Source organism: Paenibacillus cookii, assembly GCF_018333375.1.
Lineage (GTDB): Bacteria > Bacillota > Bacilli > Paenibacillales > Paenibacillaceae > Paenibacillus_AQ > Paenibacillus_AQ cookii.
Genome location: NZ_BORW01000014.1, coordinates 14226 through 35149 on the forward strand (window position 1 = coordinate 14226; position 20924 = coordinate 35149).

The 20924-nt window shown below is 54.3% G+C and carries 18 protein-coding genes; 4 read left to right on the top strand and 14 right to left on the bottom strand.

Annotation, left to right across the window (positions count from 1 at the left end; genetic code table 11):
- Window positions 1-125: 125 nt before the first annotated feature.
- The 7 genes from ytvI to KI367_RS14255 form a co-directional block, all read right to left on the bottom strand.
- A complete protein-coding gene (gene ytvI, locus KI367_RS14225; protein WP_212950436.1) occupies window positions 126-1157 on the bottom strand; it encodes a sporulation integral membrane protein YtvI in 1032 nt (343 codons plus the stop codon).
- A gap of 11 nt (window positions 1158-1168) precedes the next feature.
- Window positions 1169-2524, bottom strand: a complete 1356-nt coding sequence (locus tag KI367_RS14230) for a hemolysin family protein (protein WP_036711874.1) — start codon at window positions 2522-2524, stop codon at window positions 1169-1171.
- Window positions 2525-2541: 17 nt separating this feature from the next.
- Window positions 2542-3654, bottom strand: a complete 1113-nt coding sequence (yfkAB, locus tag KI367_RS14235; RefSeq protein ID WP_036711871.1) for a radical SAM/CxCxxxxC motif protein YfkAB — start codon at window positions 3652-3654, stop codon at window positions 2542-2544.
- 110 nt (window positions 3655-3764) lie between these two features.
- Window positions 3765-6002, bottom strand: coding sequence for an MMPL family transporter (locus KI367_RS14240; RefSeq protein WP_212950438.1), 2238 nt, complete (start codon window positions 6000-6002; stop codon window positions 3765-3767).
- A 12-nt stretch (window positions 6003-6014) separates the two neighbouring features.
- Window positions 6015-7124, bottom strand: coding sequence for an HD-GYP domain-containing protein (locus KI367_RS14245; protein ID WP_036711869.1), 1110 nt, complete (start codon window positions 7122-7124; stop codon window positions 6015-6017).
- 133 nt (window positions 7125-7257) lie between these two features.
- Entirely contained in the window at window positions 7258-8085 is an 828-nt protein-coding gene (locus KI367_RS14250) for an undecaprenyl-diphosphate phosphatase (protein ID WP_036711868.1), read from the bottom strand.
- A gap of 21 nt (window positions 8086-8106) precedes the next feature.
- Window positions 8107-9543, bottom strand: coding sequence for a bifunctional metallophosphatase/5'-nucleotidase (locus tag KI367_RS14255; protein WP_212950439.1), 1437 nt, complete (start codon window positions 9541-9543; stop codon window positions 8107-8109).
- 136 nt (window positions 9544-9679) lie between these two features.
- On the opposite strand from KI367_RS14255, the gene KI367_RS14260 reads away from it, so the two are divergent.
- Both KI367_RS14260 and KI367_RS14265 read left to right on the top strand, forming a co-directional pair.
- Entirely contained in the window at window positions 9680-10402 is a 723-nt protein-coding gene (locus KI367_RS14260) for a molybdenum cofactor biosynthesis protein MoaE (RefSeq protein ID WP_036711894.1), read from the top strand.
- Between the two features lie 92 nt (window positions 10403-10494).
- Window positions 10495-11544 (top strand): HD-GYP domain-containing protein, encoded by a 1050-nt coding sequence (locus KI367_RS14265; protein WP_212950441.1) that lies wholly within the window; start codon window positions 10495-10497, stop codon window positions 11542-11544.
- Window positions 11545-11724: 180 nt separating this feature from the next.
- Here KI367_RS14265 and sufB read toward each other — a convergent pair whose 3' ends face one another.
- From sufB to KI367_RS14295, 6 genes are all read right to left on the bottom strand, one after another.
- Window positions 11725-13122: a Fe-S cluster assembly protein SufB gene (gene sufB / locus KI367_RS14270; RefSeq protein WP_212950443.1), complete on the bottom strand. Its 1398-nt coding sequence runs from the start codon at window positions 13120-13122 to the stop codon at window positions 11725-11727.
- A gap of 21 nt (window positions 13123-13143) precedes the next feature.
- Window positions 13144-13575 (bottom strand): Fe-S cluster assembly sulfur transfer protein SufU, encoded by a 432-nt coding sequence (gene sufU / locus KI367_RS14275; protein WP_036711864.1) that lies wholly within the window; start codon window positions 13573-13575, stop codon window positions 13144-13146.
- Window positions 13575-14786, bottom strand: coding sequence for a cysteine desulfurase (locus KI367_RS14280; protein WP_212950445.1), 1212 nt, complete (start codon window positions 14784-14786; stop codon window positions 13575-13577). Before KI367_RS14280 ends, sufU begins: the two co-directional genes overlap by 1 nt.
- Window positions 14783-16087 (bottom strand): Fe-S cluster assembly protein SufD, encoded by a 1305-nt coding sequence (gene sufD / locus KI367_RS14285; protein WP_036711861.1) that lies wholly within the window; start codon window positions 16085-16087, stop codon window positions 14783-14785. Before sufD ends, KI367_RS14280 begins: the two co-directional genes overlap by 4 nt.
- A gap of 22 nt (window positions 16088-16109) precedes the next feature.
- Entirely contained in the window at window positions 16110-16892 is a 783-nt protein-coding gene (gene sufC, locus KI367_RS14290) for a Fe-S cluster assembly ATPase SufC (protein ID WP_212950446.1), read from the bottom strand.
- A gap of 409 nt (window positions 16893-17301) precedes the next feature.
- Window positions 17302-17760 carry a Dps family protein gene (locus KI367_RS14295; RefSeq protein WP_212950448.1) on the bottom strand — a complete coding sequence of 153 codons (459 nt, stop codon included), beginning with the start codon at window positions 17758-17760 and terminating at the stop codon, window positions 17302-17304.
- 308 nt (window positions 17761-18068) lie between these two features.
- Between KI367_RS14295 and mtnK the strand changes: the two genes are divergently transcribed.
- Together mtnK and mtnA are read left to right on the top strand one after the other, a co-directional pair.
- A complete protein-coding gene (mtnK, locus tag KI367_RS14300) occupies window positions 18069-19295 on the top strand; it encodes an S-methyl-5-thioribose kinase (RefSeq protein WP_212950449.1) in 1227 nt (408 codons plus the stop codon).
- A complete protein-coding gene (gene mtnA / locus KI367_RS14305) occupies window positions 19292-20371 on the top strand; it encodes an S-methyl-5-thioribose-1-phosphate isomerase (RefSeq protein ID WP_212950451.1) in 1080 nt (359 codons plus the stop codon). The genes mtnK and mtnA overlap by 4 nt, the downstream gene beginning before the upstream one ends.
- A 132-nt stretch (window positions 20372-20503) precedes the next feature.
- Here the strand turns inward: mtnA and KI367_RS14310 are convergent, their stop codons facing one another.
- Entirely contained in the window at window positions 20504-20806 is a 303-nt protein-coding gene (locus tag KI367_RS14310) for a YunC family protein (RefSeq protein ID WP_036711859.1), read from the bottom strand.
- Window positions 20807-20924: the final 118 nt, after the last annotated feature.

The following is a 20924-nucleotide window of genomic DNA, read 5'->3' on the forward strand; positions in this document are numbered from 1 at the left end:
CGTTGGGCTCTTCGTAACATACATATGAGGGTTTCGCGGAAACTGAACAAAATTTATCGAAAACAACCAAAAAACTCCCTCGAAACAAGCCGAAACTTGTCCGGGGAGTCCTTGGAAGGCCCGCTTTAAAATTTGATTTTGATCTGAAACAAACCCGCTTTGCGCACGGCCGAATAGATGATGACCACCAGCGGTCCGATAAACACGCCGATGACGCCGACCAGTTTAAAGCCGACATACATGCTGACCAGCGCCGATAAAGCGCCGATGCCGACGGAGTCGCCGATGATCTTCGGCTCGATGACCCGCCTGGCCACCGTAATGACGATAAACAGCAGCAACAGCCCGAAGCCCGTATAGTTATCGCCGACGATAAACAAATAGGCGGCCCACGGAATCAAAACGGAACCAACGCCGAGAATCGGCAAAATGTCGATCAGCATGACAAGCAGCGCAATCGCAAGCGGATAACGGATGTCGAGGATAAGCAGTCCCGTCAACGTCACCACGTACGTAAAAGCGCTCAGAATCATCTGAGCCTGCAAAAAACCGAAAATCGACATTTTCAGGCTGTGAAGCACCTGCTGAATCTGCCCCTGCATCTCATCCTCAAACAAGGAAAGAATGCCGGAGCGGATCGCCGGCAGACCAAAGCTGAATAAATACACCGCGACAAAAAAGACGACAAAAAACACGAACGTGCCGGGAATCCCCCTGGCGAAATTGAGAAAGGCCGACGACAGCGTATTCGCAAAGGATTCCGCATACTGCGTGAGATTGGAAAGCAGCGCCCTCAAGCTCTCGGCCAAGTCGGGCCGGATATTGTCGAGCCACCCCCGGGCCTGGATCATCGTATGCTGCGCAAAGTCGTTCGCTGCCGCAAAATACGATGGCGCGTTTTCCCAATACTCTACCAGTTGACCCAATACCTGCAGCCCCAGCATGTACACCAGGAGCAGAACTAGAAGCAAAAACAGAGTACATGTGAGGGAAGCGGCCGCCACCCGGTTCCATTTCAGTTTGCCCATCAGCATGGCATGAACGGGCTCAAGCGAAATGGCGACCAGTGCAGCCAGCAGAAACGGGGCCCCTGCCGTAAACATGACGTACAGCAGGGCCAGTCCGATTCCGATGAGAAGCAGCTGTTTCCCTGACACAAGCTCCCCCCTTAATCCCCGTTTTCCGCCTCCGTTTCTTCCCTGTTCGGTTCGGCGGCGGCAACGCGGTGGATGTTGACCCTTGTGATCCGGAGCCTCGTCGATTCTTCGACTTCGAAAACGTAGTTGGCCAGCTGAACCTTTCTGCCTTTCACCGGATTTCCTTCCAGCTCCTTGAACAGCCAGCCGCCGATGGAATCGACTTCGTCATCTTCGATAATGACGCCCGTCAGATCATTCACGTCTTCGATCAGCATACGCCCGTCCACCGAAATGAAATCCTCCTGAATTTCCACGTCAGGACGCTCGTCCTCGAACTCGTCGTAAAGTTCGCCCACGATTTCTTCCAAAATCTCTTCCGCCGTAAGCATGCCCGCCGTGCCGCCATACTCGTCCACGACCAGCGTCAGCTGAGCGTGTTTTTTCTGCATCAGCCGGAGGACATGGCTGATTTCCATCGATTCCGGCACGTTCAAAATCGGCCGCACCAGCTTCGCCAGCTCCTTCTGGTGCTCTTCATCCGCCAGCAGGAAATCGGTGATATGGACAAAGCCGATGATCTGGTCCTTGTCCTCCACGGCAACGGGATAACGCGAATGTTTGGTTTCGCTGATGATTCGCAGGTTTTCTTCCAGCGTATTGTTCGTGTACAGGCAATCCATGTCCGTACGGGGCAGCATGATCTCGCGCGCCAGCAGATCGGAAAATTCAAAGATGTTGTCCATCAGCTTCATCTCGTCCTTATCGATCACACCGCTTTTGGCGCTCTGATTCATTAATATGCGGATTTCCTCTTCGGAATGCGCAGCTTCCGATTCCGTCGCCGGCTGTACCCCGAACATGCGCAAAATGACGTTTGCCGAAGCGTTCAACAGCCAGATGAATGGAAAAAATATTTTATAGAACAACATCAGCGGACCGGACAGCAGCAAAGCCGCCCCTTCCGTTTTCTGAATCGCCAGGGACTTTGGAGCAAGCTCCCCGAGAACGATATGTAGAAAAGTAATGACGCAGAATCCGAGGATCACCGACACGGAAGAAATGACCGTTTTGTCCGTGATTCCGATCTTGTACATGAGCGGCTGCACCAAGAGGTGCGAGACGGCGGGTTCGCCGATCCAGCCGAGTCCCAGCGATGCCAGCGTAATGCCGAACTGCGTAGCCGACAAATAGGCATCCAGCTTATTGTTTACTTTCAAAGCATAATTCGCCATGCGGTTGCCTTCGCTCACCAGCTGCGTAAGCCGGGACTGGCGCATTTTAACCAGCGAAAACTCCGCGGCGACAAACACCCCGTTAAAGAATACAAGCAGCAAAACCAGGAAAAGGTTGAATAATAGCTTGCCTATTTCAAACTCCCCGTCCAAATCAAACGCCTCATTTCTTAAATGATGTTAGCTTGCCTTATGCTAAAATCGGTTTCCTTGTAATACATATCCTTCACCAGCAGATTCGGTCCGCAGCAGCCTGCCGCGTCACAGTGGCAGTTTACGGTTTTGTTCAGCGGGTGATCGTTTTGCCATTTGGCAAAAACATCGTCGAGCCGGCTGTCCATGATGTTGCCGAAAGGCGGGACGTCCGAAAAGTCGGTGACATAAACGTCGCCCGAAAACAGGTTGACGTTGACGCGGTTACGTCCGTCCGGGTCGTTGCGGACCGTCACGTTCGGTTCGGATGCCAAGCGGCGGATCAACGCAAGCTCCTCGGGATCGTCGCTGCAAGCAAAAAACGGAAGCGTCCCGAACAGCATCCAGATGTCCGGATTGCGGGCATCAAGCAAGGAATGGATGGCCTTCCGCGTTTCCTCGAGCGATAACACCGGCAGCGAGCTCGCGAAGTTGGACGCATACATCGGATGGACCTCATGGCGTTTGCAGCCCATTTCCTCGATTAGTTTGTGAATTCCAGCCAGTTTTGTATGCGTGCGATAATTAATCATCGATTCGGCGGAGATAAACATCCCCGCTTCGCTTAATTTGACGGCGTTTTCGATCATCTTGTCGTACATGCGGTAGGCTGTTTCCTTCGGAACGGGATGGCTGCTGTTCGCGAAGCCGACCTCGTGAAAATCGTCGCCGTTCAAATAGTTGAACGAAATATGCATGACATCCAGGTACGGAAGCATTTTTTCGTACCGGCTGATATCGAGCGTCAAATTCGAGTTGATCTGCGTCCGGATGCCGCGTTCTTTGGCGTAGCGGAGCAGGGGAACGATCACTTCGTTCACCGTTTTTTCGCGGAAGGACGGCTCGCCGCCGGTCAAGCTGATCGTTTGCAGATGCTCGACTTCATCGAGCCTTTTCAGCATCAGATCAAGCGGCAGAAATTCGGCCTCCTTCATGACGAGCATATCCCCTACGGCGCAATGCTCGCAGCGCATGTTGCACAAATGCGTGACTGTCATTTCCACGCTCGTCAGCACGTGACGTCCGTATGCCCGCAGGGAGCCGATCGGATCCCACGGATCATAGCTTGGCGACAGTTGTATCGTATTCATTTTTTCCTCACCTTATTTCTTTATTTAACCGAGGATTTTGCAAATCCTAAAGCCTAGTCCCTTATATCATACCATGAAGCGACAAAAAACTCTCCCGCCTAAGCCCCGCGTTACGGCCGCGCGTTTTCGCCGGGCGCTTCCCCCTCGCCCTTTTTGGCCAGAAACGATAGCCACCCCGGAAGCCACCAGTTGGCTTTGCCGAGAAGCTTCATCAAGGACGGCACGAGCAGGATGCGCACGACCGTGACGTCGATCAGCACGGAAGCCGTCAGGCCAAGCCCGAGCGCTTTCATCAGCTCGTTATCGGTAAACATGAACGCGCCGGCCACGACGGCCAGAATGAGTGCCGCTCCGGTGATCATCCCCCCGGTTCTCTGCAATCCTATGGCGGTGCTGCGCTCGTTATTCCTCTCCATTTTGTAGGCTTCGACAATCCGTGACAGCATCATGACCTCGTAATCCATGGAAATGCCGAAAACCACGCAAAAAATGAGAATCGGCAAAACGGCGAACACGCTTCCCGTATACGTGACGTTCAGCCATTCCGCGCCGTACCCGAGCTGAAACACGAGGGTGACCAGGCCGAAGCTGGCGCCGATGCTGAGCAAATTCATCGCCACCGCCTTGAGCGGGAGCAGGACCGAGCGGAAGGCCGCAAACAAAATGATATAAGTGAGCAGCAGGACGACGGCAAGCACGTAAGGTATCCCGCTTTGGATCCGATCCATGATATCAAGCTTGTAGGCCGGGGAACCCGTCACGTAAATATGCATGCCTTCCGGCGGATGCTGCCGGATTTCCCGCACCAGCCTGACGGTATTCGGGGAGCTTTCCCCCTCCTCCGGCACGACGACGATGACGGCCGCACGTCCTTTGGCGGCATGGCGTTTTTCGATCTCGGATTTCAGTTCCGGGCTGACGCCGCTTGCCTCCCCTTTGATATAACCCGCGTAGCTTTCGACGCGGTGAACGCCCGGAAGTTCTTCAAGCATGGTCATATATGATTTCACCAGACGGACGGATCGTGAATCTTCGTAATGCCGGTCCAGCTCCGCCGCAATCATGATGCTGTTGGCTTCTTTCATGTCGTAAGCCTTTTTCATCAGTTCGGCTCCGTATCTGGATTCATAGGACGGCGGCAGCACCTCGGCCGACGGGATGCCCAGCTTCATTTGCAAGGAAGGCAGCATGGCGATGAGCAGCGCTAAGGTAACGACGGCCGCGATGATGCCCGGGCGCGACATGATCCATTCCGAAAGCCGCACCCACGCCTTGCTGCCGTAACCGGCACCATCGGCATGACTTCGGCCAAGCTTGATCGGCAGCGAAAAGATCCGCCGTCCCAATATGCCGAGCAGCGCAGGCAGCAAGGTGCTTGCGGCAAGCACCGACACCAGCACGACCAGCATCCCGCCGAGCGCCAGCGAACGGAAAATGGGGAGATCGACCAGACACAGCGCAAGGAGCCCGGCCATGACGGCCGCACCCGAATAAAGCACCGATCTTCCTGACGTGCGGCATGCAGCCGCAAGCGCGCCGGGGACGTCCTTTTCCGCAAGCTCCTCGCGAAAGCGGCTCACCATGAACAAAGCGTAGTCGATCCCCACCGCAAGGCCCAGCATCGTCACCATATTCGGCAGAAAATTGCTCAGCGCGGCGCCGTTTGCCGCCACGAAATACAAGCCGCCCATCGTCACCGCAACGCTCCCGACGCCGATCACGACCGGCAGCAGCGCGGCGGGAAGGGTCCGGAACAGGAGCAGCAAAATTACAAGCGCCGCCGGAATCCCGAACGACTCCGCCCGGACGATATCGTGCCTTACGGCCGCGCTCATATCGTGATAAACCGCCAGATTGCCGGTGATATACGTTTCGGTTCCGGCGATCTCCGGCACGGCCGCTTTAATCTCGTCAAAATGCTTGAGCGCTTCGCTTGCCGTTTCGTTCAGCAATACCGTATAAGAGATTATGCCGTCTTCCCCGGCTTTCCGCGTCACCATGCTGGCGTACATATCCTGGACGAACGGTTTGTCCCTAAGCGGAGCGAGTTCCTCCCAAATCCGGTCCTGCGCCTCCGAGGCGGTCAAATTTTTGCCCTCCGTGCTTTGCAGCACGATGTCGAGCGAAGCGGCGGACATATCCAGGTTCTCTTCAAGAAAAGCGATTCCGCGCTCGGATTGGCTGCCGGTCGGCGTAAATCCGCTGTCCTGCAGCAGCGACGGGGTCCTGACGGCGAATGTGCCGAGAACAACGATAAAAAAGACCCACGCGATCGCGACCGCCCAACGGCAGCGGTAGATGATGCTCCCCCACTGCCGTTTTGGCGCTTTATACTGTCGCTCCTTCATGGATCTTCCTCCTTAATGCTGAAAAGAAATCGGCTGTACGTCGGCGTCGTCCACCTCCGTGATGATGACGGAAAGCTTTCGCGCAAGGTCTATTTCGTAAGGCGCCTTCAGGTTACGCCCCTCCGCATCCGAGAGTATGCGGATCACCGGGCGATGCGGGGTGCTTGAATGGATGCGGGAGACGACGCCGGTTTCGCCCGTGTTTAATTTGACCGTTAATCCCGGCGGGTAAATCGCCACCTTGTCCCGGAACAGCTCCAGCTTTTTTTGATCGTATAACGTCCCCGATCCTGCGTACAGAACCTCTACGGCCTGATGAGGCAGCATAGCGGGTCTGTACACACGATGCGAAGTCATGGCGTCGTAGGAATCGGCAAGCGCCACCCACTGGGCGTACTCATGGATTTCTTTCTCCTGGACTCCGCGCGGGTAGCCGCTTCCGTTCAGCCGTTCATGATGCTGAAAAGCGCAATGGGCCGCCAAAAGCGGGATGTTAGGCTCGTCTTTTAAAATTTTGTATCCGATCTCGGCATGGGCCTTCATCACCCGGAATTCGTCATCCGTCAGCTTTTGGGGCTTGGACAGCACCCGCTGCGGAATTTGCGTTTTGCCGATGTCGTGGAGCAGCGCCCCGAGGCCGAGCTGCATCAGCCGGTCCTCCGGATAGCCGCTTGCGATCCCCAGCACGAGCGAATAGACGCAGACGTTCAATGAATGCTTATACAAATAATGATCCGCGGTATTCATGTCCATGAGCAAGATCATGGAATCCTCCTGCCGGCTGACATCCTTCAATATCGCTTCCATCACCCTGGTGAAATCTTTGCCGAGATGAAAATAACCTTTGGCGATTTTCGAAGTTCCGGACAAACGTTGAAAGTTTTTCCGGATATTTTGCAGCGCCTCGCGGCGCGTATCCTCATGAAGCAATTCCGGTATTACGATTCCCTCTGTCTGTTCGTCTTCTATGTAAACATAACCGATATCCAATTCCACGAGCCGGCGGATCAGCGGAACCGTCAGTTCCACGCCGTCCGCCAAAAGGACGACGCCTTCGTCGTTATATATCTTTTTGCCGATCCTCATACCTTCCTGAAGCTTACGAACGGGTACCAAACGCAAAGCATATCCTCTCCTGCCCTAATTCACGGATTCCGCGGTTCCGTCATGCCGTTATCCGTAAAAAGTCTCAAACCATGAACACTGATCCCGTTTTTCAGGAAAGCCCATCTTTTGGCCGGGGCAAACTTACGAATCAGCGCATAATGAATAGCCAAAAAACAACCGCCAAAACAAACCGGTACACCGCAAAATGGGTCAGCCGGATTTTCTGGATCAATTTCATGAATGCAAGCACCACGACATACGCAACGACAAAAGCAAGAATGAAGCCGATCGCAAACAAGCCAAGCGTATCTTTGGTCAAATTTTGATAGGAGTCCAGCATTTCGTACCCCGACGCCGCAACCATGATCGGGATCGCGATCAGAAACGAAAAATCGGCGGACGCTTTATAACTGGCACCGGACAGCATGCCGCCGGCGATCGTCGAACCCGAACGCGAAAAGCCCGGCCAAAGCACGGATAAAATTTGATATATGCCGATCAAAAACACCTGCTTGTAACTGAGGTCATCGATCGTTTCGGCCGTGATTTTCGCCTTGGACTTATTGAACCATTCCGCAAAAATCATGAACACGCCGCCCGCCACGAGCGCCCAAATAACCGTGCTTGCGCTGAACAGGCTTTTGATGAAATCCCTCGCAAAAAACGCGACGATCAGCGCGGGAGCGATGCCGATGATGACATGCAGCAGGTTCAGCTTTTTCCCTGAAGCCATGCGGTGGCCGCCGGAATCGATTTTCTTAATCCCCAGCAGGTCGAGGATCCGGCGCCAGTATACGAGCGCGATGGCCAGAATCGCCCCCAGCTGGATCACGACCTCGAACGTTTTCATCGTAGGATCCTGATCGTTGTAGCCGAGCAGCTTCGAAGCGAGAATCATATGACCGGTCGAAGAAACGGGAATGAATTCCGTAATGCCTTCCACAATTCCCAGTACGATTGCCGTTATTGTATCCATGGTTTCCTCCCCAAGGAAATTTTAATGGCGCTGTGCCCATCTGCGTCTTTCGCTTTCCGCAAGGCTTCCCGGACGGACCAGCTCGAAGCGCAGCAGATCCCGAAGAAATTCGGGCAGCAAAAATTGCGGGTCGCTCCCTAATGCAAGCGATTCGTAGCCGATGCCGAACGTGAACATGTCAAGCGTTCCGACCTCGTATTCCTGCTCGTCCAGCAGTTTCTCCCCCATATGCGTAATTTCGACAATCCTATCATAAGGGATTCGGACCGGATCATACAAGACTTCCAGACCATCTACCGCCACATTTCCCAAAATCTCCCCCCGGAAGCCGAAGCCCTTGATCTCCCTGCCCCAAAAATCGGGCAGCAGGCTTTCTTCCAGCGCCTTCCGAATGTCCTTCCCTTTCAGCTTGACGATGCACGCATTGACCGGGGACGGACACAGCGTATGAAGCATTCCGGCGGATATTTCTCCCTCCGGCAGCGGACCGAGCAGCTGGCCCGTGTTGACAATGGAAATGCCGGTACCTGCAAATCTGCGCACGGCCTGTGCCAGCAAGTTCCCGAACGGGGACTCCGACGTATAGTCAAGCGGCAGCTCCCGATCGGTAACGGCGACGGTTTCCTGCAAGTATTCCTCGGCCCGCAGCCGATGCCGGTTCAGCGCGCTGCTGACGGTTTCGTCCAATGCATCGGTATCGACGGGAATGACGCATCCTTCCGCCATACGGAAAGCACCGTCAGGCTGCTGCTCCAAGCGGATTTTGCCGATATAGTCCCCGAACTTCCCTGCCCCGCATATGGCCGTGTTGCCAATCACCAGCGGTTTCTCCAGCAGATGATGCGTGTGCCCGCCAAGGATCGCGTCGATCCCTTGAATCCGCTCCGCCAGCCGCTGATCCGTTGCCAGCCCAAGATGGGACAACACGACGACGATGTCCGATTGGGGCCGGAGCAGCTCGACTTCCCGCCTGATCGCCGCTTCCGGCTCAAGCGCTTGGAAGCCAAGCAGTTCGTAAAAGGCCGAAAACGGCGCCGTCGCTCCCGTAAGGCCGATTTTAACGCCCCCTTTTTCGAGGACGACGTGCTTTTTCATCCATGACGGCGGCTCGCCTGTCGTTTCTTCCAGCAAATTGCAGCAGACCACATCGGCCTGCAGTCCCGAATATGCCCGTGCCAAGTCTTCCGGCGTCAGCGTCAAACCTTCGTTGTTTCCGATCGTAATGGCGTCGTACCCGGTCAAATTGAGCAGATCGACGTTCACCCCGCCCATCGTTCCTTCGGTTTCCATCGCCGAGCGGTCCATATGGTCCCCGATGTCCACCAGCAGCAAAGGGCTTCCTTGGGCCTCTTCGCGCTGCCGGGCAATATGCGCCGCGATGGAGCTGACCTTCTCGAAATGACTGTGGATATCGTTCGTGTGCAGAATCGTTATCGTTTTAGGTTCGTTGCGCTTCATAAGCTAAAGTCCTTCCTTTCTCGCGCAGGTGCAAAAGTCGCCGACATCAGCGGGTCTCTAATGGATAAGCATAACATTTTCAATATGGATATGGTATATTGGATAGACATGAACATCAATGGTTGAGGTGAAAATCATGCAACTTCGCATTCAATTATTCGCAGGCTTGGCGGAACGATTGCAGACCCGGGTGCTGGATTACGCCGTCGAACAGCCGGAAATTACCGCGGATCAGCTGAAAATAGAGTTGTCCAAGTCCTTTCCGGAGGCTGCCTCGCAGATCTCCGTTTCTTTTGTGGCCGTAAATCAGGAATATGCTCCAGGGGACTTCCTTATTACGGAAGGTTCCGAAATTGCCCTCATTCCGCCGGTATCCGGCGGCGACGGCCAATCTCCCGTTCGCGCCGCATCCAAGGATGGGCGCTTTTGCATCACGGACCAGCCGCTGTCGGTCGAGGAAGTGACGAGCAAAGTGCTTCATCCGAACCATGGCGCCACCCTCTCTTTCGTCGGGACGACGCGCGAAATGACGGGAGAGCAGCGGACGGTTCATCTGGAATACGAAGCTTACGTCCCCATGGCGCTGTCCCAGCTCGAAGCCATCGGCAAAGATATTGATACCCGGTGGCCCGGAACCTTATGCGCCATTTCCCACCGGATCGGCAAAGTCGACATTAAAGAAACGAGCGTAATCATCGCGATTTCGACAAGCCACCGGGAGGATTGCTACGAAGCGAGCCGGTATGCCATCGAAAAGTTGAAGCAATCGGTCCCGATCTGGAAAAAGGAAATCTGGGACGATGGTTCGGAATGGAAGGGACATCAGCAGGGTCCATGGGACCCGACAGCAAGGCTTTAGATCTAGTATATTGGCATTGTCAATCCATTTTTTTCTTGATATGATAGCAGGTAACAGATGTCGAATTTTGAAGAAATGGAGTGACGTATTGCTTGAAAGTGCATGTCACAGACTTAAAACCGGGCGACCGGCTGGCAGCGGATGCGTTTAGCGCATCGGGACTTCACGTAATGCAAAAAGGAACGCTGTTGACGGACGAAGACATCCGCAAGCTGATGAAGCATGCCGTGGACTACGTCGATATCGAGCCCGCAGCGCATCAGCCCGCGGTCACCCTGATCCACTCCCAACAGATGGAGCTCTTGCAAAAGACAAAGCCCTTCATCGAGCAAGCCGTGGACGGATTCGAGTCGATGTATTTGGAAGCGTTAACTACCGGAAGATTCAACGAAACGATGGTAGACGATATCATGGAGCCCCTCGTCGATCAATTGAAGGAACATACGGACATCGTCTCCCTTATGCTGTGCATTGATCAAAACGACGATTATACATATCACCATTCGATGCAGGTCGGCATTTTATCTTATTATATTGCATCCTGGCTCGGATTTTCCAAAGAAGAAGCCTACGAAGCGGGACGGGCCGGTTATCTTCACGACATCGGCAAATGCCAAATTCCCGGAAGCCTGCTGAACAAGCCGGGCAAACTGACGCCGGAAGAATTCGAGATCATGAAAAAACATACGGTTTACGGGCATGACATCATCCGTAATTCTTCTCCGGACTCCATCCCGGCGCTTGTTGCCCTTCAGCATCACGAACGGGACGATGGCAGCGGTTATCCCCACGCCATCGAAAAAAACGAAATCCATCCGTTTTCGCGAATTACGGCGGTGGCGGACGTATTCAGCGCGATGAGCATGAACCGCGTGTACCAGTCCAAGCAGGAGCTGCTTACCGTCATGCGCGAGCTGCACACCATGAGCTTCGGCAAATTGAGCGCCAACGCCACCCAAGTCTTTATTCGTCATATGCTTCCCAACTTCATCGGCAAAAACGTCCTGCTCTCAACCGGAGAACAAGGCACGATCGTGATGACCAATCCTGCCGATTTTTTCCGGCCGCTGGTGAAAACCGATAACCGCTTCGTGGATTTGTCCCTGCAGCGGGAAATCGGCATCGTTAAGATCTTTCTATAATCATGGCTTAGTCGAAACAAACGCCCGCCCCGGCAGAATTCCGGGGCGGGCGTTTTATATGGGTCGGCGCCACGCTGACGCTTCTGGACATGCGGCTATCCGCTTGCAAAAAAATACGTATCTGCTTCGCCAAACTTGGTTTGGCGAAAGCAGATACGTATTGGCCGACCGGTTCATGAATTAGCCGATCGAACCTTCCATCTCGAATTTGATCAAACGGTTCATTTCGACCGCATATTCCATCGGCAGTTCTTTCGTAAACGGTTCGATGAAGCCCATGACGATCATTTGCGTCGCTTCGGCTTCGCTCAAACCGCGGCTCATCAGGTAGAAGAGCTGATCTTCGGATACCTTCGAAACCGTCGCTTCGTGTTCAAGCACGATATTGTCGTTTTTGATTTCGTTGTACGGAATCGTATCCGACGTGGATTCGTTGTCCAGAATCAGCGTGTCGCATTTGATGTTGGCTTTGGCGCCGTCCGCGTTGCGTCCGAAGGAAGCCAGACCGCGGTAAGTGACCTTGCCGCCGTGTTTGCTGATCGATTTCGATACGATCGTCGAAGTCGTGTCCGGAGCCAGGTGAATCATTTTGGCGCCGGCGTCCTGGTGTTGTCCTTTGCCTGCCACCGCGATCGACAATACCATGCCTTTCGCGCCGCGTCCTTTCAGGAGAACCGCAGGGTATTTCATCGTCAGCTTGGAGCCGATGTTGCCGTCAACCCATTCCATCGTTGCGTTTTCTTCGGCAACGGCACGCTTCGTGACGAGGTTGTAGATGTTTGGCGCCCAGTTTTGGATCGTGGTGTAACGAACGCGCGCATCTTTTTTACAGATGATTTCCACGACCGCGCTGTGCAGCGAGTTGGTGCTGTAGATCGGAGCGGTACAGCCTTCGACGTAGTGCACGAAGCTGCCTTCGTCCGCGATGATCAGCGTCCGTTCGAATTGTCCCATGTTTTCGGAGTTGATCCGGAAGTAGGCCTGCAGCGGAATTTCGCATTTGACGCCTTTTGGAACGTAGATGAAGCTGCCGCCGGACCATACCGCGCTGTTCAAAGCCGCAAATTTGTTGTCGGATGGAGGAACGACGGTGGCAAAATGCTCCCTGAAAATTTCAGGATGCTCTTTCAGCGCCGTATCGGTGTCCATGAAGATGACGCCCTGATCTTCCAGATCCTTTTGCATGTTATGGTATACGACCTCGGACTCGTATTGAGCGGATACGCCGGCGAGGAATTTTTGTTCCGCTTCCGGAATGCCCAGCTTGTCGAACGTTTCTTTGATTTCCGCAGGAACCTCTTCCCACGTTTTTCCTTGTTTCTCGGAAGGTCTCACATAATACTGGATATCATTGAAGTCCAGCTCGTCAAGGTTGCCGCCCCATTTCGGCATCGGCATTTTTTCGAACTGTTCAAGCGACTTCAGACGGAACTCAAGCATCCATTCCGGTTCGTTTTTAATTTTGGAGATCTCGGTGACGATTTCGCGGGTCAACCCTTTACCGGTTTGGAAAACCGCTTTGTGCTCGTCGCGGAACCCGTATTTGTATTCTTCTATTTCAGGGGCCTTTTTAGCCATGGGTATGAACCTCCCTATCAATTAATGGTCGTGCTGCTTCTCGTCGATCCCTTTGCGCAACGCATTCCACGCGAGCGTGGCGCATTTGATGCGGGCCGGGAACTTGTTTACGCCGGACAGGGCTTCAATATCCTCGTAGTCGTCGAAATGGACGTCTTCCCCTTGCATCAGCGCGGAGAACCGGGATGCCAGCTCCCTCGCTTCCTCGACCGTTTTGCCTTTGACGGCTTCGGTCATCATGGAAGCGGAAGACATGCTGATCGAGCAGCCTTCCCCCGTATATCTCGCATCCTGTACGATTCCATCATCCACCTTGAGCTGCAGCGAAATTTTGTCGCCGCAAGTCGGGTTATTCAAATCGACTGTAACGGTTCCGTCTTCGAATTTTCCCCGGTTCCGCGGATTTTTATAGTGGTCCATAATCACGCGCCGGTACAAGTCATCAAGTTGCATTAGCCAAAATACTCCTTTGTCTGGATTAATGCGCTGATCAGACGGTCCACATCTTCCTTCGTATTATACAGATAAAAGCTTGCGCGTGCAGTTGAACTTGCTTCCAGCCAGCGCATCAGCGGCTGGCAGCAGTGATGGCCGGCCCTGATGGCGATGCCGCTGGCATCCAGAACCGTCGCCACGTCATGCGGGTGAACGTCGCCCAGGTTAAACGTGACCAGCCCGACTTTCCGCGCGCGGGGACCGTAAAGCTTCAGTCCTTCAATCTCGGACAGGCGGCCCACCGCGTATTCGGCCAGTTCATGTTCATGGGCCGCAATGGCGTCAAGCCCGATGCTTTCAAGAAAATCGATGGCTGCTCCAAGCCCGACGGCTCCGGCAATGATCGGCGTGCCCCCTTCAAACTTCCAGGGGAGCTCCTTCCACGACGAGTCGTAAAGCCCGACATCGTCGATCATCTCGCCGCCGAATTCGACCGGTTCCATCTTCTCGAGCAGCGCCTGCTTCCCGTACAAAACGCCGATCCCTGTCGGACCGCACATTTTATGGCCGGAAAAAGCATAAAAATCGCAATCCAGGTCCTGCACGTCTACCTTCATATGCGGCGTGCTTTGGGCGCCGTCAACGACCATGACGGCTCCGTGGCGGTGCGCCAGAGCGGCGATTTCCTTGACCGGATTAATGACGCCCATGACGTTGGAGACGTAAGCCATCGTTACGATTTTCGTTTTGTCCGAAACCACCTTCTCGACTTCGGACAAGGTCACTGTACCGTCTTCTTGCAGTTTAACATATTTGAGCACGGCGCCGGTGGCTTTCGCCACCTGCTGCCATGGAATCAGATTGCTGTGATGCTCCATCGGGGTCAGGACGATTTCGTCGCCCTCGGACAAAATGGAGCGTGCGTAAGACGAAGCCACCATGTTCAGGGCTGTCGTCGTCCCGCGCGTAAACACGATTTCCTTCGTGCTCTTGGCATGAATGAATTTAGCCACTTTCTCGCGTGCGCCTTCATAAGCATCGGTAGCACGGCTGCCGAGCGTATGCACGCCCCGGTGAACGTTCGCATTATCGTATTCGTAATAATGCCGCAGCGCTTCGATGACGGCCAGCGGCTTCTGGGAAGTCGCCGCGCTGTCCAGGTAAACCAATGGATGGCCGTTAATCTCCTGCTTCAGAATCGGGAACTGCTCGCGAATGGCGTTATTCATTGTCCCAACTTCCTTTCGATGACCGTTTGCAGCTGTTTCTGCAAGCTTTCCATCGGAATTTGGGATACGACAGGCGCCAGGAATCCGTAGATAATGAGGGATTCGGCAACCTCGCGGGAAATGCCGCGGGACATCAGGTAATAAATTTGCTCCTGGTTGACTTGGCCAACCGAAGCCGCGTGGCCTGCTTTAACGTCATCTTCGTCGATCAGCAGGATCGGGTTCGCGTCCCCGCGGGCTTTCGGGCTCAGCATAAGCACTTTTTCCGTTTGCTGTCCGTCGGATTTCGTTGCGCCTTTTTCGATCTTCGTAATCCCGTTGATGATTGCCGTTGCTTCCTCGCGCATCACCGCGCGGGTAATCATTTGGCTTTCGGAAGATTTGCCGAAGTGGTTGGCGCGGGTCGTGTAGTTCAGCTTCTGGGAACCGGAACCGACCGCGATGACTTTCGAGTCGGACGTCGATCCGTTTCCTTTCAGCACCGAATACGTATCGCTCACCGTGTCGCCGCTGTTCATTTCGCCGACGATCCATTCCATCGATGCGTCATTGTCGATGATGGCGCGGCGGTAGCTCAGATCCGTGACGTTGGTTCCCATTTGGTGAATGGTTGCATACCGGACCTTCGCTCCCTGCTTGGCGAACACTTCGACGGCGCCGTTATGGGTAACCGCCTGGCTGCCTTCGCCGGAAACGTAATTGTCCACGTAGGTTACCGAGCTGTTGACGTCGGCAATGATCAACACATGCGGAGCAAACGTCGCTTCGCCGTCGTCCGTAAGCAATACGGCCTGCAGCGGCACCGTGACCTCCACGTTTTTAGGAACGTAAACGAACACGCCCCCGTTCCATATCGCGGCATGAAGCGCCGCTACGGAGTTTTCGTCCGCTTTGACCGCCGTATGCAGGTGGGCTTTGACCAGATCCCCATGCTCTTTCGCGGCGGTTTGCAAATCCGTAAAAATAACGCCTTTTTCAGCCAGCTCCGGTGCAAGCTTCGAATATACGACGCTGGAATTGCGCTGAATCAGCAAACTTCCGGACTCCTGATCCTGGATCAGCTCTTGAATGGATGCCGGAACCTCCGCCAGCGATGCGATGCCCGCATCCGCTTTATAGCTTCCGTAATTTTGAATGTCCCAACGCTCGATTCTCATTTTCTCGAGTTTAGGCAATTCAAGGCTCGCGGCAAGCTCCAAAGCCTTCAGACGGTTTTCCGTTAGCCAAGCCGGTTCTTGTCTCTGTTTGGACAGTTGACCAAGGCTCTCAGCGTTTACCGGAAGAATCGTTTGTGTTGTCATTTCGGTTTCCTCCTTCCGTTGTTTACGCTTCTTGTCCTACGGTCTCGTCTTCGATGCCCAGTTCTTCCTTCACCCAATCGTAACCTTCCGCTTCCAGGCGTTCGGCCAGCTCAGGACCGCCGGATTTCACGATGCGGCCTTGCATCATGACATGGACGAAGTCCGGTTTGATGTAGTTAAGCAGGCGTTGATAGTGGGTAATGATCAAGAAGCCGCGGTCTTCGCTGCGCATCGCGTTGACGCCGTTGGCAACGATTTTGAGGGCGTCGATATCCAGGCCCGAGTCGATTTCGTCCAAAATGACGATGCTTGGTTCGATCATCATCATTTGCAAAATTTCGTTCCGTTTCTTTTCGCCGCCGGAGAAACCTTCATTGAGGTAGCGGTGCGCGAATTCCGGATTCATGTCGAGTTCTTTCATTTTTGCTTCCAATTGGCGGATAAAACGGATCAGGGAAATTTCCTGACCTTCTTCACGGCGGGCGTTAATGGCACTGCGCAAAAAGTCGGAGTTTGTCACGCCCGTAATTTCGCTCGGGTACTGCATTGCAAGGAACAGACCTGCGCGTGCGCGCTCGTCGACTCCCATTTCGAGCAAGTCTTCGCCGTTCAGCGTAGCGCTGCCCTCGGTAACTTCGTATTTAGGATGCCCCATCAGAGCGGAAGCCAGGGTACTTTTACCGGTACCGTTCGGACCCATGATGGCGTGGATTTCTCCGCCTTTCATTTCCAGGTTGATGCCTTTCAGGATTTCCTTGCCTTCAATTTCCGCTTTAAGGCCTTGAATCGAAAAGTGAGTAGCCATGTACGTTATTCCCTCCGTTATTGTGTTTTACCGAAATCAGACAGTCTATTTAAACAGGGATGACCTACCCTGATTTCAAGCAATCATAATTATCAATTTAAAATGAATCTAAACTGATTCTCACTGATTATCAACAATTTTATAATAAATACAGTTCCATATCAACCTTCATAGGCCGATTGTTTCCGAAATAATCGCAAAAGCAGGCCCGGCCTACACAGCCAAGCCTGCTTTCGTATACGCGAAACTTAAGACAAAACGCCCTCCCCAGCCGGGACCGCGGCTCTTGCCGCGGCAGGACGAAGCCGCTTGAAATATTCCGGACGCGCACCGCCGCAACGCTCCTTAATTAAATAAGGAAGTTTTTCGTCGCGCCCGAAAACGTTCCGTTTGCGGCCTTCTTTCAACCTTATCCCAGGTAAGAACGCAGCATCCACATATGCTTCTCCAGATCGTTTTTGATTTTGATGAACAAGTCTCCGGTCGGCTCGTCTCCCGTTTCGTCCGCGATCCGAATGCCCTCCTGCAGTTCTTCGGACACCGTGGCGAAATCCTCGATCAGGGTCTGCACCATTTTGCGGGCGTCCTCTTTGCCCGATGCCTCCTGGATCGTCGCCAGCTCCAAATATTCCTTCATCGTGGCGGCCGGGCTTCCTTTAATGGTTAAAAGTCGCTCGGCAACCTCGTCCATTTTGAGCGTAATGTCGTCGTACAGCTCTTCGAACTTCGCATGCAGCGTGAAGAAATGCTCGCCTTTGACGTACCAGTGGTAATTATGGATTTTGACGTACAGGACGTTCAGGTTCGCGACCTCCTGGTTCAATAGTTGCTCCAGCGTCGTTTTCGTTTTTGCGGTTGTTTTAGCCATGTCATATCCCTGCCTTTTCATGAATATAATCGGCCCTGCGCCGGGCGCGCAAAAGCCGTTTGCATTCTGCATGTCATCGGCTTCGGGCAGCTCTCTGCCGCTTGTCCGCCTTTGTTCATATATTACCCTGCTGCTCCCTACATGAAACAAAAACGCCCCATCTTTCGCATGGAAATCTGTGCAAGCAAAAAAATGGTTCAAAAACCTGCCGTTATCCGATATACTGAATAATAATTTACAATACCAAGCGATTAAGTTGGAATTATATTCGGTTTATGCGGTTCTTTATTTAGCGGAGGTGACTTTTCGTGTCCACTTATCATCCACTCACGATCGAAGAAGCGATCTCTCTTGCCCGCGGCATTCCGGGTCATTTTCCTGCAGATGCCGCGCTCGCCTGCGAGGAAATCGGCGACGGCAATTTGAATCTGGTGTTCCATATCACCGACCAAAACGGCGGCAAAAGCCTCATTATCAAACAAGCGCTGCCTTATGCGAAAGTCGTCGGCGAATCTTGGCCCCTGTCCCTGGACCGCGCAAGAATCGAACGGGAAGCCCTTCAGCTTCAGTACCGGCTTTGCCCCGGCCTCGCCCCGGAAGTGTATGCTTACGACGATCGCCTCGCCATCACCGTCATGGAAGATTTAAGCGACCATACGATCATGCGCAAAGGCCTCATCGATGGCGTCGCTTATCCGCTTTTTGCGGAGCATATCGGGGAGTTCCTGGCGAGAACGCTGTTTTTCACGTCGGACTTGGCCATGAACCCGCAGGAGAAAAAGGAGCAGGTCAAAAAATTCATCAATCCCGATTTGTGCAAAATTACCGAGGATTTGATTTTCGAAGATCCGTACAAGCCGTCCGCCAACAACAACTATCCGGAATACCTTGAGGACGAAGCCCGGAGCCTTCGCGAAGACGCGGCCCTCCATCTTGAAGTGGCGCTGCTGCGCGAAGCCTTCCTGACCCGCGCGGAAGCGCTGCTGCACGGCGACCTGCACACCGGAAGCATTTTCGCGACGCCGGAGTCGACGAAAGTCATCGATCCCGAATTTGCATATTACGGGCCGATGGGCTTCGACGTCGGGGCCGTCATCGCCAACCTGTTGCTGAATTACGCTTCCCGCCCGGGATGGACGAAAGACCCGGCCGCCCGCCGGGAAACGGAGCAGCGGCTGCTTTCGATGGTGTCGGAAATCTGGCAGGAGTTCGAAACCCGCTTCCGCAAACTATGGGACGAAGAAGCCAAAGATCCGATGGCGGGATCCCCGGGTTACCAGGACGTATACGTCGCCAAGGTTTTGCGGGATACGGCCGGTTTCGCCGGCTGCAAAATGATCCGCCGGATCGTCGGCCTCTCGCATGTCGCGGACATCGACGCCATCGAAGACGAGCGGCTTCGGGAAGAAGCCCAACGCAAAGCCCTTGCCATCGGCAAGCATCTCGTGAAACACCACCGCACCGTGACGAACGGAGAAGACATTCTGCGGCTCGTGAAACAAGCGGCACAACCATTCGAAGGAGCAGTACGATGAGCATCCAGGAATCTACGCAAAAAGATAGATACCAACCGCTGATCTCGGTGGTATGGGAAGAGGATTCGCTGAAGCTTTTGGATCAGCGCCTCCTGCCCGAAAACATCATCATGCGAAAACTCGTCACGCCCGAGGAGGTATGGGAAGCCATCCACGCCATGGTCGTGCGCGGGGCGCCCGCGATCGGCATCGCGGCCGCCTACGGCGTCGTCCTCGGCGCCAAACGGTACGCAGGCGCGGACAAGCTGGAATGGCTGCAGCATATCCACAAGGTATGCGCCTATCTGGCAACCTCCCGTCCGACGGCCGTGAACCTGTTCTGGGCGCTGGACCGGATGAAGGAAAAGGCCTCCCGCCTTGCCGCTTCCGAGGACGGGATCGCCGGCTTCCCGGATGCCCTTCTCGCCGAAGCGGCGTCGATCCAAGCCGAAGACGAGGACGTCTGCCGCCGGATCGGCGAGCACGCGCTGCCGCTGTTTTCGGACGGCATGGGCGTCCTGACGCATTGCAATGCGGGCGGGCTCGCGACGGCCAAATACGGAACCGCGACCGCCCCCATGTATCTCGCCCATGAAAAAGGCATGAAGCTGAAGGTGTTCGCGGACGAAACCCGCCCCGTTCTCCAAGGCGCGCGCCTCACCGCCTTCGAACTGCAGCAGGCGGGCATCGACGTCACGCTGCTTTGCGACAACATGGCCGGCATGGTCATGTCCAAAGGCTGGGTGCAGGCGGTGATCGTCGGCACGGACCGCGTCGCGGCCAACGGCGACGTGGCGAACAAAATCGGCACCTACAGCCTCGCCGTTCTGGCCAAAGCCCACGGCATTCCTTTTTACGTGGCTTGTCCGCTGTCAACGATCGACCTGAATACCGAATCGGGCGACCTGATTCCGATCGAGGAACGGCCGGAGCATGAAATTACCGAAGGTTTCGGCAAAAGAACGGCTCCCAACGGCATCAAAGTCTATAATCCGGCATTCGACGTGACGCCAAACGAATACGTCACCGCGATCATAACGGAAAAAGGCATCGTCCGCGCTCCCTACCGGGAACATCTGGCGGCGCTCTTCCGCTAGAGGCGGCACGCAAACGATTTTTTACCAAATCCCATAATGCCAAAAACGAAACCAGCCCTGGCGGGCTGGTTTTTTTCGCCGCACTTTTAATCAGCCAGCTTCATGAAAATCTATGACCATTGAACCAGTTGTCTATAGCATTTTTAGAAGCGCTTCATGTCCGGGCATGCCCGGAACGATACCCAGGGCGGCTGCTTCCGACGTGACGGATTCGAGCGGCGATTCCAGCAGCTCCTTCAACGTCCGGACGCCCACCGCTCTTCCCGCAATGATCTTGCGGTCGCCCAGGCGATCATTTAAAAGTCCGATGTCGAGCGCTCCGCACATGATGTAACCGCGCGAGGTGCTGATCGTCAGCAGGGTCGTTTTGGGGAGCTTGACTTCCACTCCGACAAGGGTGTGACCACCGACCGAAATAGGCTCCATCGTCACCATAGGCTCACACCTCCCTATTAGGATAAATGCTCAAATTATGTGTATTCCCGCAAGGCGCTTCCCGTGTAGGCGACCTTCCCGCCGGCTAGGAATAAAGTTATGCACGCATCCGACATTA

Bases quoted from the DNA above. Each gene is read 5' to 3' on its own strand.
- KI367_RS14295 (WP_212950448.1), bottom strand. From the start codon at position 17,760: ATGGCTAAAACAACCGCAAAAACGAAAACGACGCTGGAGCAACTATTG.
- KI367_RS14255 (WP_212950439.1), bottom strand. From the start codon at position 9,543: ATGAAGCGCAACGAACCTAAAACGATAACGATTCTGCACACGAACGAT.
- KI367_RS14280 (WP_212950445.1), bottom strand. From the start codon at position 14,786: ATGAATAACGCCATTCGCGAGCAGTTCCCGATTCTGAAGCAGGAGATT.
- sufB (WP_212950443.1), bottom strand. From the start codon at position 13,122: ATGGCTAAAAAGGCCCCTGAAATAGAAGAATACAAATACGGGTTCCGC.
- sufC (WP_212950446.1), bottom strand. From the start codon at position 16,892: ATGGCTACTCACTTTTCGATTCAAGGCCTTAAAGCGGAAATTGAAGGC.
- sufD (WP_036711861.1), bottom strand. From the start codon at position 16,087: ATGACAACACAAACGATTCTTCCGGTAAACGCTGAGAGCCTTGGTCAA.
- KI367_RS14240 (WP_212950438.1), bottom strand. From the start codon at position 6,002: ATGAAGGAGCGACAGTATAAAGCGCCAAAACGGCAGTGGGGGAGCATC.
- KI367_RS14250 (WP_036711868.1), bottom strand. From the start codon at position 8,085: ATGGATACAATAACGGCAATCGTACTGGGAATTGTGGAAGGCATTACG.
- yfkAB (WP_036711871.1), bottom strand. From the start codon at position 3,654: ATGAATACGATACAACTGTCGCCAAGCTATGATCCGTGGGATCCGATC.
- KI367_RS14260 (WP_036711894.1), top strand. From the start codon at position 9,680: ATGCAACTTCGCATTCAATTATTCGCAGGCTTGGCGGAACGATTGCAG.
- mtnA (WP_212950451.1), top strand. From the start codon at position 19,292: ATGAGCATCCAGGAATCTACGCAAAAAGATAGATACCAACCGCTGATC.
- sufU (WP_036711864.1), bottom strand. From the start codon at position 13,575: ATGCAACTTGATGACTTGTACCGGCGCGTGATTATGGACCACTATAAA.
- KI367_RS14310 (WP_036711859.1), bottom strand. From the start codon at position 20,806: ATGGTGACGATGGAGCCTATTTCGGTCGGTGGTCACACCCTTGTCGGA.